This window comes from Psychrobacter sp. CoH-33_TS_01 (assembly GCF_058189395.1).
In genome coordinates this window covers 621,723-635,646 of sequence record NZ_JBVGQI010000002.1, presented here as the reverse complement: position 1 = coordinate 635,646, position 13,924 = coordinate 621,723, and the positions used below count along the sequence as shown (strand labels likewise).

Genomic DNA, 13,924 nt, shown 5'->3' with positions numbered 1-13,924 from the left:
CACGAAATAAATCGTGGGCTTCTTATTTATACTACGGCCAACTTCGTAAAAAATAGCTTATTGAGCAGCAGATGCCGCTTGAGCAGCAGCAACTTCAGCAGCAAAATCTTCTTGCTTCTTCTCGATGCCTTCGCCAACTTCAAGACGTTTGAAGCTTAGTACTTTTACGCCTTCAGCTTTAAGTACATCGCCAACTTTCTTGTCGTTGTCCATAACGTACTGTTGACGAAGTAAAGTAACTTCTTCTAGGTACTTACGTAGGCCACCTTCGATCATTTTTTCAACGATGTTGTCAGGCTTACCAGACTCACGAGCTTTAGCTTCGATGATATCTTTTTCGCGAGCTAAGATATCAGCAGGGACATCAGTATCATCAATCGCTACTGGGTTGAAAGCAGCAATGTGCATTGCTAGGCTCTTACCAGTCTCTTCAGTGCCGCCTTCATAAGAGACAACAACACCGATGCGTAAACCATGACGATATGACGCAAGGTTAGCGCCTTCGATGGTTTCAGCACGACGTACTTGGATGTTTTCACCGATTTTCTGTACTAGAGTGACACGCGCTTCTTCAACAGTCTGGCCATCGCCATAAGGCATGTCAGCTAGAGCCGCTACGTCAGTAGTGTTATTTTCTAGAGCAATTTCAGCTACTTTTTCTGCAAAAGTAGTGAAGTTAGCATCTTTAGCTACGAAGTCAGTTTGGCAGTTAACTTCTAACATTAACGCTTTGCCGTCTTTTTGAGCAATGATGATTGCGCCGTCAGCAGCAATGTTACCGGCTTTTTTAGCGGCTTTTGCTTGACCAGATTTACGCAAGTTATCGATCGCCATTTCGACGTCGCCCTCAGTTTCTTGGAGTGCTTTTTTACATTCCATCATGCCTAGGCCGGTGCGATCACGCAATTCTTTTACTAATTTGGCAGATATTTGTGTCATTAGAACACCTCTATGGGGTTATAAGTGATAGGGTTAAATACCACTAAGCTGCTTAACATTACTCTCGAATCAGCCCTAGTGGTAGCGGTGATGAAAGTTAAACAGCACAGTAGCTTTAATAGACTAATAACTCTGTATTGTCTTGATAACAGATCTATTAATATAATATTAGCAATATCAGGTGGTTACTACTGTATAGCGTCTTAATGAAAGGCTAATGTAGCTCCAGTTTAGCGCAGTATAAAGCAGTTGAATGTCCCATTAATGACAAGGCATGATAAGTTGCCTATATCATGCCTGTCACAACGGTTATTACACCTGGATAATCATTTTAGTAGGGCATTAGGTCTGCGCCGTAATGAGCGCAAGTCCTTAATGCTACTTTGAATGATTACTCAGCAGCTGGTGCTTCAGCAGCAGCTTCAGTTTGTGCTTCTTCTTCAGCAGGAGCTTCTTGCTCTGCAGGAGCGCCACCAGCTTGAGTCTGTGCATACTCTTTACCAGCGATGATAGCATCAGCCATTGAACTCACATATAGAGTCACGGCACGGATAGCATCATCGTTTGCTGGGATAACGTAATCAACGTTATCTGGGTTAGAGTTAGTATCCACTATACCGATAACTGGGATACCTAAATTCTTAGCTTCTTTAATAGCGATCGCTTCATGATCCACGTCCACTACGAAGATAGCGTCAGGTAGGCCGCCCATGTCTTTGATACCGCCAAGAGAGCGCTCAAGCTTCTCCATAGCACGGGTACGCTCTAACGCTTCACGCTTAGTAAGCTTAGCGAAAGTACCGTCTTCAGACTGCTTCTCTAGCTCTTTTAGGCGAGTGATTGACTGGCGTAGTGTTTTCCAGTTGGTCAACATACCACCTAACCAGCGATGGTCAACGTAAGGCATGCCAGCGCGGCGAGCTTCTTCACGGATGATGCTGCTAGCGGCACGTTTTGTACCAACAAACAATACTTTGTTTTTCTTGCTAGCTAGACCGTTTGCGAAAGTCAAAGCTTCGTTGAATGCTTTAACAGTATGCTCAAGGTTGATGATATGGATTTTGTTACGCGCGCCAAAGATGTAAGGACCCATTTTTGGGTTCCAAAAACGAGTTTGGTGACCAAAGTGAGCGCCGGCTTGTAGCAAGTCACGCATTGCGATTTGAGTAGGGTTCTGATTTGCCATGTCTAAATATCCTTTAAGATGGGTTATGCCTCCACATCACAAAACGACCGATTCATCGACACGCATCTGCATAATGATAATCATAGATTACTATAGAACAGATTAATCAAGTCAACGAACACCCAGTGGTTTTTTATGGTGATGTGTGTGTCATTGGTTGGTGGGTTTGCAACTAAATATGAGTACTTTTTTTATACTCATGATGCTTAAGAAAAATAAAGCCTCATACAGTCATGAGGCTTAACTTTAAATGAGCTGTAATTATAAAGATAAGAGAAAATCCACGCATCAGGCGTAATTCACGATCTTAGCCTATAATTAATGGCGTATATTATATCATAGTCTGAGGAGCATAAACCAGATATAATTTGATCCCCGCTACCTTACGACCAAGCGCAGGTATAGCCTTATTATCCTCGTTCATAACGTGTGCAAACTAGGCAATACAGATGCCAATAACCGCATTATAGCCGCGCCAGTGTAGAGGAATAATATAACTGCGTCGGTCTTTAGGTAGATAAGCCTGATTGGGTACCCCATCCATGACTTGGGGTGGCGAGATAATAAAATCTGAACCAAACTCCGTTCTAGCGTTACCTGATATCGTATTGGCAATTTCACCCAATAAGTCTTTCATAATCCCTAAAGAGCTATCAGGCTCACCCATTACCGTGAGCAACGCTCTTAGCATCGTACTGGGCGCACTAACATACACGCTGCCCTGCAATGGCCCTGTAATTCTAATAACACCACTATAGTCATAGCCTATTGGGGTAGCATTATCATGCAAATAAGGGGTATCAATATCTGTCAAAGATTCGCCAAGCTGAGCAAAAAAAGCCACAACGGAATTGACGAATACACTTAGCTTTTCTGCTTTAACCATAATCTGTCACTCTTCAAAGGTAAGCCCGCAATTAGACTTGTAGGCATATAACAATTTCACCCACTTGCGACTGCCAAGTAATCGGAATGATAAAGGAACGTTCATTTTTTGGAAGAATAACGCTTTGCGGTGAGCCACTAAAGACAAAGGGTACCGAAATATGAAACTCATGGCCGAATTCCTTGCGCGCATTGCCTGAGACCGTGTTGGCAACCTCCCCCACTAAATCGACGTAATTGGCCTCGCTTTTATCGACTTCTCCAAAACTGTCTAAAATGCCTTCAAGCAAAGCTTGGCTAGCGGTAAAGTAGACCACCCCTTTTTGGGTTCCAGATATACCGATAACGCCTGTATAGTCAAGGATTCTTGGCTGCTCATTTTCTAGCAGGTAAGGCGTGTCCACGATTAACTCAGCGGCCGTCAACTGATCAAAGTAATTTTTGATAATATCCAGAAATATTTGTAGCTTTTGTTCTTTCATAATTAGTCCTGCATAAGTTCGTCGAGAGCTTCTACCAACTCTTCTTCTGAAAAAGGCTTGGTCAAAAACCCGCTAGCACCCAATGACAAGGCTTCTATACCGGTCGCTTTATCCGATAAAGCTGAGACGACTAAGATGCGGACTTCTGAATTAATAGCTACGATTTTTTCGATGCACTCTAAGCCATCCATATGTGGCATGGTCAAATCCATCGTAATCACATCGGGGTAGTGCGTATTGAACTTCTCAATAGCCTCCACACCACTAGTAGCGGTAGCCACTAACATAAACTTATCAGAGTTATAAGCACGCTGAATCCGATTTCTAATAATATTGGAATCATCTACTACCATTAACTTAAACATAACTGGTATTTCCCTAAATTGATCTTATTTATAAGCCTTCCTGCACAAGTCTTGTTAATTCTCGCTATTCTTAAGTCTTTCTTAGACCAGCGGTTATTAAAAGCGCGGTAATAACGCCGCAAAGGCTCCATCCTTATCTTGTGCAAGAAGTGTGTTTGGGTAGACTCGATACCCAGGCTATAGCTAGGCGATAGGTAATATAATCGTAAACTGAGTCATTTTGCCTTTTTCACTATTCACATTAAGTTGTCCGTGCGCCTCTTTAACACGTTCTTTAATGATATCTAGGCCTACACCCCGCCCACCGTCTTCATCAGCTATGTCACGTGTAGTAAATCCGGAAGCAAATAAATCCGCTAGCAATTGGTTTTCAGTCAAGCCTATAGCTTCTTCCGTGCTATAACGGCCTGCAGTGACCAGTTTATTGCGAATATTGTCATAGTTAATGCCTTCGCCATCGTCTTGGATAGAGAGTACTAGCTGTTGCTCAACGACTTTCGCGCTCAAGCTCACCAAACCTTGAGTCGGTTTGCCATTAGCTTCCCGTTGTCTAGGGGACTCAATACCGTGAACAATAGCGTTTCTTAATAATTGGATAGCCATCTCTTTTACGACAGGTTGCAGCTTCTGCGGAATAATAGCGTCATTAAAACCCGTCACTGTCAATTGCACCTGCTTATGCTGACGCGCCGCGATTTCCTGAGCAAACGCTTGGTAATACGTCTCTAAGCTGCTATCTGGTTTCGCAAAACTCATATTGAAGCCAGCTGGCGCTTCTGGCTGAGCCGGTGTCGCTGCCACACTCGTCGCTACAGGAGCCACTGCAGCTGGGCTATTACTAGGTGCTTTACTAGCTGGAGAGGCTTGGTTGATGCGCTCCCCTAAAGTTTCAATAGTGTTAGATAAGCTGAGCAAGTCATCTAAATGCACCGCTAATGGTAGGAAGTCATTGCCTGAGAGCGAGCTTTGGTTTTGCATAGCATACAGCTTGTCTTCAGCTTCTGAGGCGATATTGGTAAAGCTATGCAGTTTCAGGGCAGATGCTTCGCCTTTTAAACTGTGCATCTCACGATAAATAGCTTTCAATTTCGCTTCGAGCTCGAACTGCGAGCTGCCTGGATTTTTAAGAATGTTATTCATTTTTTCGATATGCTGCTTAGTATTACCGATGAACTCATTAATAATCTTCGGCTCAACATTCAAGATAGTGGTCAGCATCTCAATCTGCATGTCATTCTGCGCCCGCTCTTGCTCTAAGCGCTCTTCTAAACGTACTGCATCAGACACGTCATTCACGTTGACCAAAATACGTGCAATATCCTTGCCTTCATAGACGCGTGAAAATTTAAAGTCAAGGTAACGGCTGTCATTCGCTTGCTCAGCCGACGTGTTGTGCAGCATGACTTTATGCAACGGGTTTAAAGAATCCACCAACTTTTCCTTCACACGAGGGTTATACAGCTGTTCAATAAACTGACGCGTGGTATTCAAATCTTTATCTGAAATACGTCCACGTAAAATATTGGTAAAGTTTTCACCACCCAAGCGGTCTGTACCAATGATACCTTCTAAGGCTTTGGAGTGTTGCTGACCAATATTTAAGTCTTTATCTAATAGGAATAGACCAGTGCTAACCGTTTGCATAATCTCTTGAGTTTCGCGACGCGCCACTAAAGCTTCTGCATCAGAAGCACGCAGACGACGAACAAAGAAGAATACGAAGATCAGGAAGTAAGCTAGGATAGCGGCTACCCCAAGGATCTGTACTAAACGAATCGTTTCAGCTTGGCGTTGAGCACTTAAGAACACATCATCTGTCAAATCGTCTAACGATTCGTTGATTAGCAAACTAGAGGTTTTTGCTTGTTCAACCGCTTGGGTTAACTCATCTGATGAATCCACTAAGACGTTATCTGCATCCACCAAATAAGCATCGACCTTAGGCTTTAATAAATCCCATTCGCTTTGCGCGGTTTGGATCTTGGCCAATGTCACTTCTGAGTCAATCTTAGGCAGCTGATTGCCCTTGCCACTGCCGCTAGTAGTTTCTCCACCTTCTCTAATAGCTACCAAGGCTGAAGAGATCATATTCGAGTTATCTTGAAGTCGTTTCAATACCCTTTGAATATGCGGTGACTTAGTGTCTTCGCCATAACTGTTATCAAGGTCAAATAGGTCCTTAATAACGGACTGAGCGCCATTAGCAACTTTGTTGGTCTCATCGATTAATGAGGTATTACGCTCAAGTAAGCTTGAAGTAAAGAAGGTAAATGCCAGCAGTGCGCCAATCAAGGTTAAGAACAGGGTGATCGAAATAATCAACCCACGATAGCGTTTGCTATCAATATTATTAGTCATTGCCATGCTCATAATTCCTATTTTTGCTCTACAGGTGGTTTATTAGCTGCGGTATCAGCACTTGAGGCACTCAACCATTTGTCTTCTATCTTCTTAAATTCACCAGAAGCTTTTAGCTTGGCAATACCTTCATTGACTTGGGCTATTAATGAGTCATTCCCTTTGGCCATTAAGATAACCTGCTGTGCGGCAGGATTGCTTTCATCTTCGTAAGGCACAATGACCACTTTATGTTCAGGATGATTTGCCGCGGTATATTGTAATAAAGGCAAATCTTGCACAATAGCGTCTACCTTGCCTTGCAATAAATCTTCAAATAATAAGAAAGTAGTCACTGTAGTAGAGAGATCGCTATAACCGCCCATTTCTTTGACCTGATCCACTTGCTTGGTCCCTTCCATACCCCCGACATGTAGCCCTTTTAAATCAGACAGTCCATTAATAGTTAAATTACTTTTAGCGTACATAATGGCTGAAGGGTTAAAGAAGTAAGAGTTTGACAGGCCATATCTGGCATCACGATCAACTTTATACGAAATACCGGATATGGCTAAATCACGGCTGCCCGACTCCACACTATCAAACATGTTTTGCCAAGTTTCTGTATAAAACTCGACTTTGAATCCTTGCGTCTCTCCAATAGCACGAATAGCATCAATATCAATGCCTTGCATATTTCCATAATCGTCCTGAAAAGAAAAAGGAGGCATGGTTCCTGTAGTAGCCACTTTAATAACAGGAGCAGAGTCTGGTAACTTACTGACGAAGGTTTCTTTCTTATTATTAGTCGCTTCAGCCGTTTGCAGATTTTCTGAAGACTCTGGCTGGCTACAACTGATTAAGCCTACACTCAATATAATGGGTAGCAGTTGATAGACGATTCTCATAAAAATTCCTTACACTTAATTATAGTTATCAATAACGATATTAACGCTGAGCGTAAATACATATATTGTCTTTAAAATAGGCGTGCATAATTAATAAAGCTCTGTAAAAGAACTTTTATAATTGACGTTAATAGAAATAAGATTCAGAAACTTTAATAATATTCTGAAGTAAGGAATCTTTAGATGCTGTTATCTTAAAATCCGCAGGAGAATAATTTTCATCGAAATCTTTACACCAATTAATCGCTATAAAAATAATTTCATAAACAACATGTTTATAAAATAGCTTTAATAAATAAAAGATTTGCCTAAAACTTTATAGAAAACATATAGTATTTAAGGCTTTATCAAAATTTCATGAAAGGCATTGTAATTTAGTGTAAAAGTAAAATCAAACCTTATTGTTTAAAAAATCTACTATTTTAATTATGGGATTAAAAATAATATGAATTTAATTATCAAATTATATTTAGTCAAATACAAACAATAAGTCAGACAATTGTTATGCTTTAAATCATTATCTTATTTATTTTTAATTAGTTGGTTATCATAATTTTATTTAGACAAACATTTGTTTTAATTAATACAAATAATAGCAAACTATTATCAAGTAATATAATAAAATGAGTTATTCTCCTAATTTTAATTAATTAAATAATATTAACTTTTAATTCATTAAAAATTATAAAAAATATATTTTTATCTTTCTCTAATTTTTCAGCTATGGTTTATTAATATAGCTTTATGTTAATCCGTGTAAGTACCTCCATCCTATTGCTGACGTGAAATAAAGGTACTTCATTTTTCATCAGACAAAAAAATACCCCTCTATGTAGAGGAGTATTATTAAATATATATACATAAACTATTAAAAAATCTATTTATCCGCATCATCCAAGTTAAGATTACTATCGATACGCCAGATCATTAAGCACCCTAAACTCATCAACACAAACATCGTAATACCCAGTTTCAATACTGGATTCACAGGAAATAAGTTGAGTAATAGACCGCCAAAAATACCTACCGAAAACATTAACGAGCCTTGTAAGGCACTCGCCATACCGGCACGATGCCGCTGAAAAGCTAATGCGATAGCAGAAGAGTTTGGCTGAGTTAGCCCTAACCCGGCAATACAGAAAAAGATACAGACTAAGACTAGCGGCAACCAAGCATCTTGCCCAAAGAAAATACCTAAGATGAACAACCCTGCTGAGGCTATGACTTGCATAACAGCGCCAAACCGCAGCAGACTTAAAATACGATAGCGGTTCGTGAGCCATTGATTCAGCTGCGTCAAACCCACAAACCCGGCAGCATTCATCCCGAATATCCAACTAAAGTGGGTAGCAGAGATGCCGTAAGTGTCCATCAGCAGCTCAGAGGCCGCGCTGATATAGACAAACATCGCTCCCATAAGTAGCCCCCCGCCGATAGCAGGGTAACTAAAGCGGTTGTCCCCTAACAGGTCCCAGTATTGGCTGAAGACCTCTTTAATAGGGCGGGCATTACGGTTTTCTACCGGCAGAGTCTCAAAAAAGAATAGTTTGGTGAGCACTAGGTTTAATAGACCAAAGGCCGCTAAGAACCAAAAGATCGAGTGCCAACTAAAGAACCTTAAAAATAAAGCCCCTAGCGACGGTGCTAAGATAGGCGCCAGTCCCATCACTAAAATCATAATGGAAAAAGCTTTGGCCGTTTGTCGGGCTGTAAGACGATCACGAATAGCCGCTCGCGTCACTACTGCTCCTACGCAAGCCCCTAAGGCCTGTAGAGTACGCCCGGCAAACAAGACATACTCATTGGTCGTAGTCGCACAAATGATAGAAGCTATCACATAGACGGTCATGCCAATATACAGCGGTTTGACGCGACCAACGCGGTCACTAAAGGGGCCATAAAACAGTTGGCCGAATACTAGCCCGACGAAATAAGCGGGTACGGAGTTGGCGATAAAGGCGGTAGGCACGCCAAAGCTATCTGCCATTGCCGGGAGTGCCGGAAGGTACATATCGATAGATAAGGGACCCACGGCGACTATCAACCCTAGCATCATAATCCAAGCGACAGGCAAATCGGCTGAACGCACGCGTTGTGATGGGTCAGGTAGACCGGGTTGTACTATAGTAGCAGGCTTAGAATTGGGCTTGGAGGGATTACTATCATTTTGGGACATATAACACGCTCTTGAAGGCCGTCTTATAATTGAAGACCATTTAAAAAAAGTAAAACGCCACTAGTACAGAGGCACTAATGGACATGAAAGATAAGGGAATATCTTAATATAACGAAACTGTTCCCTAAAGAACATGGCATTATAGTTACGAGTACAGCCGCTTCTATAGCGATTTGTTGTCTATAACCTTGAGACTCCCTACTCCTATCAATACTTCCTACCTCTCTTTACCCCTTAGTGTTAATAGCGTATTTTTCTGTTATCACTGTTCTTTATCGAAACTGTCGTTTGCCATAACTTACACTAGCATCTTTTACTTTTTTCAAAGCAAGCTTGCGGTTGCTACCGAGCATCAGCTTAATCTGCCATAATTTTTCTTGATATAGAGTGATCGGCGATTGCTTATACATGCGATTAATGACGCGCTTACTGGCAAGAACAGCATCTGGGGATCTTGCAGTAAGCTCGTTGGCTAATTCCATAGCGTACTGCATAGGCTCGTCATCGATATGGCTGATTAATCCCAATTTATGGGCTTCCGTAGCAGGTAATATGCGTGCCGTCATAGCCAACTCTTTTAAAATATCAGCGCGAACAATACCGTAGGCGGCTTGAGTCAGCCCCATATCTGGCACTAAGCCCCATTTGGCTTCCATCACCGCAAACTGGCAGTTACTGTGACTGACGCGGATATCAGCGGCTAAAGCCAACTGCAGCCCTGCGCCTAAACAGTAGTCCTGCATAGCGACGATAACGGGAACGGGTACATCACGCCAAACCAAACAGGCCCGTTGAAATAGACTTTGACAAGGCTTAAGCAATTCCCACAGCGCAAAAGCTTGGTTCTTAGGTTGATTTAAGTCGCCCAAATCGATACCAGAACAAAAGCTACCGCCGGCTCCTGTTAAAATAACGGCTCTTACTCTCTTATCATCACCAATACTTTTAGCCACCGCAATCAGCTCATGCATCATGGCAAAACTCATGGCATTTTTCTTTTCAGGACGATTGAGCGTGACTGTCATGATGCCACTGTCTTTATCCGTGGTAACTAGCAGCGTTTTATAGTCGGTTTTTTTGTGCGTTTTAAACATGGGCCGTATCCTTAAAGAAAACCTTAAATTTGAATGGGGGCGTCCAGTACAACATAGCAGTATTTATATCAAAAAAGGCAAACGCATACGGCTAAGTCACTATTTTCACAAGATATATTGCTTATATACCGTTAATCTAAGAGTCGATATAGAATCACTATCTTATTCATAACAACCACCACTGTTCATGGCACTCCTACTTTAACCACCCGCGCTTATATCATTTTCCAAGTCATGTCATTTTCACTCAGCTTATGGTAGCTCAGCTCAGTATGGGCCGATAAGTCTACGCTTAACAACCTATCTAACGACTCTTGCAAAGCCTGATAGCTGGGCTGCAACATAGTAAACTGTGCTGGCGTAGTGTGTTGAGTATTTAGTAAGCATTTATCCTCTAAGTCTTGGCTGGCTTTACGCAATTGTGGCACGCCAGCGTAACGACTCGCGCCTAATATTCGGTGTGCTATCTGCGCCAGTGCCGACCGGTCTTTATCTTCCCATGCCTGCGCTAAGTCGATTTTTTCCTGCTCGATACTATCAACCATCATAAACAATAGCTTTGCCGCCAGCTCTGGCTTATTCGCTGAGCGGGTTAAAGCATCTTCCCAATCGATAATGGGTAATGCAGTTAAGCCTTGCTCCTGGTTCGCCCCCCTATCAGAGCTTAACTGCTGCCCCATTTCAGGGCGGTTATAAGTCACGCCAACAGGCAGGTTCGCTTTGTCATCTGTATTAGCCACAGCGAGCTGCCCTGCTACCTCGCCCCTTGCATTCGCTGAGCGGCCCAGCCACTTTTGCAATACTTGTAGCAGCTGCGGTTGGCTAATAGGCTTGCCTACGTAATCATCTATACCCGCGGCGATTAGGCGGTCACGCTCGTCAGAGAGCCCATGTGCGGTTAAAGCAATAATGGGGATACGGTTCTTGCTATCTTCAATTTTGCGAATCTGTTCAGCCGCCTCCCGACCAGACATACGTGGCATTTGAATATCCATAAAAATCAAATCGATACGTTTTGGTATTTCTAAGATCTTAGAAGCACTTTCGTTGAGGTTATCATGGTTATGCGTGGTATAAAGATTCTGCGTTTTTCTAGAGCCCGTCGTCTTACCAGCTGTCGTCTCCTCTTCTGCGTCACTGGTTAAGGCAGTCTTACCCGATTTGGCGGCCGCTTGCTGCTTACTCACCAATTCAATAGCTTCGAAACCGCTATTGGCTGTCACTACCTTAATACCCAGCTCAGTGAGCAGTGCATCCAGCACCAAGAGATTGGGCAAATGATCATCGACTGCCAATACAGTGATGCCCTGCCAACGCTTTTCAGGTAAGAGTAAGGTCTGCTGCGGGGTCTGCGAGTCGAGCATTCTATAAAGTTGACACTTATCCAACGGCTCATATAAGCCATTGGCGTGGTAGCGCTCGAGCAAACGTTGGTCCGAGCTGACCTGGTAGCCAAATACGGCTAACTTGCCTTGGTAATGCAAACGAATTTGTTTAAGCAGTGCCATCATATCGTCTTGCGTATCGTTATCCACGATGACCCAATCCCAATAGTTACCGTGCTCTTTCAGTGACTCTAAAACCCCTGGTAAAGAGTTGGCTTGGGTCAGCTGAATGGGTAAAGCGCGCAGACTGGCTTTGAGTACCTGCATAGAAGCCGGATGATTGATCCAAGCCAACAGATGAAACTCATCGCCTGCATTTGATAGCGGCGCTAATACAGGCAGTGGCATATGCACTTCTTCGACTGCCTCTAACACATCGACTTGCGCAGGCATGCTAAACCAAAAGGTGGAGCCTTGTTTGGCAATATTTTCCTTCGCATTGTCAAAAAAGCCGATATCGCCGCCCATTAAGCGCGTTAACTGTTTGGAGATGACCAAGCCTAAACCGGTACCGCCATACTGACGGGTAATAGAAGGGTCGCCTTGGCTAAAGCTCTGAAATAATAATTTTTGGTCTTCAGCGGTAATGCCTTTACCACTATCTTGTACCGCAATCATCAGCTGGTTGTCTTTATAGTCATCTAAGCTTACGCGGATGAGCACTTCACCGCTGTCCGTAAATTTAATCGCGTTGCCAAGCAGATTCGTCAGTACCTGTTTGAGACGCAACGCATCGCCGATAATATGTTTGGGTACATCGTCATAAAAGAGCACCCCCATACGCAGGCGTTTTTCTGCCGCAACCGGCGAGAGCATATCGGCCACATCATAAATAGTGTCATAAAGGTTATATTCATGGCGGTCTAATACTAGCTTGCCGGCTTCAATTTTAGAAAAATCTAAAACATCGTTGACCAAGGCTAAAAGATGGGCAGAAGATTTGCGAATGGTCTGTACATATAACTCTTGCTCAGCATTCAAATTACCGTTACGCGATAGCAAGTTGATAAAACCGTCAATACTGTTGAGCGGGGTGCGCAATTCATGGCTTATATTGGCCAAAAAAGCAGACTTGGCTTGGCTGGTAGAGATTGCCGCATCACGAGCGTCGCGGATAGAGATGTTCTGCATCTCCATCTCATCAAAGGCCACGCGTAGATCGTCTTCGGTCTGCTCGGCATGGTCTTTTAAATCCTGAAAACTGATATGCAAGCGGCGTAAGGTCTTGACCAAGTCTTGCTGCAATAAATTTAGCTCGCCATTAGACACAATGGGCATCGACTTATAGAGCGTATCGACTTGGGTGCGCTGCAGCTGCAAACGCATCTCATAGATGGGCGTAATCCAGCGTTTGGCATAAATATTTAGACTCAGCAGCAAGATGAGTAAGGTTAACAGCCCAGTGATCGCTAGGGCTAAAGCAATCCGGTAGCGGGCAATATGCAGCGGCTCATTGTCCATATCGACCATTAGCCAGATTCTACGGCCATCGACTTGCCCGACGTAAGTGCCATAAGCAGTACCAATGACTGACTCTGCCGCGTCAACCACTTCCAATTTACTATCAAACCAAGGCCAAGGTTTATCAGTAGCATACCCTACAGAGAGCAGCACCTGACCTTGCTCATCAATAAACGCCGCCCGTTGTACATGGCGATCTGATTGCACTCGACCTAATTTAGTGCGTAGACCAAACCAACGGGGGTCTGCCTTTGCTTCTCTAGTTTTTGTCGCATTAACGGCGTTTGTATTATCACCACCTTGGTCAGTGGCGGCGGTATTGGGCAGCTCAGTACTATTTGCCATATTATTGTCATTGCTGGCATCAATACCGTCAGTCTCGGTAAATACATCTTGACCGAAAGTATCATTTAGAGCCTGCGATAGCATCGGTTTATGCCGGACCAGTACTGCTTCCGCTTGCGCTTGTTGTTCTGAGCGGCTAGCCCGTGAGCCCTCATAAAACACCAAAACGCCGCCGACCATGGCCAATACCAAAATGGGTAAAAAGACCAAAAGGATCAATTGACCGTAGGCACTACTAAATCCAATACGTTTATCAGAAGCCATTGCTGTCGCTCTATTAAGATGCTGCGAGATTTTTTAGACATTGTGGGTGTAGCGATATTATGGGATAACAATGTTGTAGTGATGGCTCTAAGGCTTT

The 13,924-nt window shown here is 43.1% G+C and carries 10 protein-coding genes; all 10 read right to left on the bottom strand.

What is annotated here, in order from left to right:
• Positions 1-57 precede the first annotated feature (57 nt).
• The 10 genes from tsf to ACZ2XM_RS05640 all read right to left on the bottom strand — a co-directional run bounded on the left by tsf (position 58) and on the right by ACZ2XM_RS05640 (position 13,827).
• Entirely contained in the window at positions 58-939 is an 882-nt protein-coding gene (gene tsf / locus ACZ2XM_RS05685) for a translation elongation factor Ts (RefSeq protein ID WP_490587396.1), read from the bottom strand.
• A gap of 391 nt (positions 940-1,330) precedes the next feature.
• A complete protein-coding gene (rpsB, locus tag ACZ2XM_RS05680; protein ID WP_490587395.1) occupies positions 1,331-2,125 on the bottom strand; it encodes a 30S ribosomal protein S2 in 795 nt (264 codons plus the stop codon).
• Between the two features lie 436 nt (positions 2,126-2,561).
• Positions 2,562-3,011 (bottom strand): chemotaxis protein CheX, encoded by a 450-nt coding sequence (locus tag ACZ2XM_RS05675; protein ID WP_490587394.1) that lies wholly within the window; start codon positions 3,009-3,011, stop codon positions 2,562-2,564.
• A gap of 31 nt (positions 3,012-3,042) precedes the next feature.
• Positions 3,043-3,492: a chemotaxis protein CheX gene (locus ACZ2XM_RS05670; protein ID WP_490587393.1), complete on the bottom strand. Its 450-nt coding sequence runs from the start codon at positions 3,490-3,492 to the stop codon at positions 3,043-3,045.
• Between the two features lie 2 nt (positions 3,493-3,494).
• The gene (locus ACZ2XM_RS05665) at positions 3,495-3,857 is read right to left on the bottom strand and encodes a response regulator (protein ID WP_201497876.1); all 363 of its coding nucleotides are present in this window, start codon (positions 3,855-3,857) and stop codon (positions 3,495-3,497) included.
• Positions 3,858-4,040: 183 nt separating this feature from the next.
• Positions 4,041-6,221, bottom strand: coding sequence for an ATP-binding protein (locus ACZ2XM_RS05660; RefSeq protein WP_490587392.1), 2,181 nt, complete (start codon positions 6,219-6,221; stop codon positions 4,041-4,043).
• A gap of 11 nt (positions 6,222-6,232) precedes the next feature.
• Positions 6,233-7,102, bottom strand: a complete 870-nt coding sequence (locus ACZ2XM_RS05655) for a substrate-binding periplasmic protein (protein ID WP_490587391.1) — start codon at positions 7,100-7,102, stop codon at positions 6,233-6,235.
• Between the two features lie 877 nt (positions 7,103-7,979).
• Positions 7,980-9,158: a multidrug effflux MFS transporter gene (locus ACZ2XM_RS05650; protein WP_490587468.1), complete on the bottom strand. Its 1,179-nt coding sequence runs from the start codon at positions 9,156-9,158 to the stop codon at positions 7,980-7,982.
• 392 nt (positions 9,159-9,550) lie between these two features.
• Positions 9,551-10,372, bottom strand: coding sequence for a crotonase/enoyl-CoA hydratase family protein (locus tag ACZ2XM_RS05645; protein WP_490587390.1), 822 nt, complete (start codon positions 10,370-10,372; stop codon positions 9,551-9,553).
• A gap of 215 nt (positions 10,373-10,587) precedes the next feature.
• Positions 10,588-13,827, bottom strand: a complete 3,240-nt coding sequence (locus ACZ2XM_RS05640; protein ID WP_490587389.1) for an ATP-binding protein — start codon at positions 13,825-13,827, stop codon at positions 10,588-10,590.
• Positions 13,828-13,924: the final 97 nt, after the last annotated feature.

Bases quoted from the DNA above. Each gene is read 5' to 3' on its own strand.
- ACZ2XM_RS05645 (WP_490587390.1), bottom strand. From the start codon at position 10,372: ATGTTTAAAACGCACAAAAAAACCGACTATAAAACGCTGCTAGTTACC.
- ACZ2XM_RS05670 (WP_490587393.1), bottom strand. From the start codon at position 3,492: ATGAAAGAACAAAAGCTACAAATATTTCTGGATATTATCAAAAATTAC.
- tsf (WP_490587396.1), bottom strand. From the start codon at position 939: ATGACACAAATATCTGCCAAATTAGTAAAAGAATTGCGTGATCGCACC.
- ACZ2XM_RS05640 (WP_490587389.1), bottom strand. From the start codon at position 13,827: ATGGCTTCTGATAAACGTATTGGATTTAGTAGTGCCTACGGTCAATTG.
- ACZ2XM_RS05650 (WP_490587468.1), bottom strand. From the start codon at position 9,158: ATGATGCTAGGGTTGATAGTCGCCGTGGGTCCCTTATCTATCGATATG.
- ACZ2XM_RS05665 (WP_201497876.1), bottom strand. From the start codon at position 3,857: ATGTTTAAGTTAATGGTAGTAGATGATTCCAATATTATTAGAAATCGG.
- ACZ2XM_RS05675 (WP_490587394.1), bottom strand. From the start codon at position 3,011: ATGGTTAAAGCAGAAAAGCTAAGTGTATTCGTCAATTCCGTTGTGGCT.
- ACZ2XM_RS05660 (WP_490587392.1), bottom strand. From the start codon at position 6,221: ATGGCAATGACTAATAATATTGATAGCAAACGCTATCGTGGGTTGATT.
- rpsB (WP_490587395.1), bottom strand. From the start codon at position 2,125: ATGGCAAATCAGAACCCTACTCAAATCGCAATGCGTGACTTGCTACAA.
- ACZ2XM_RS05655 (WP_490587391.1), bottom strand. From the start codon at position 7,102: ATGAGAATCGTCTATCAACTGCTACCCATTATATTGAGTGTAGGCTTA.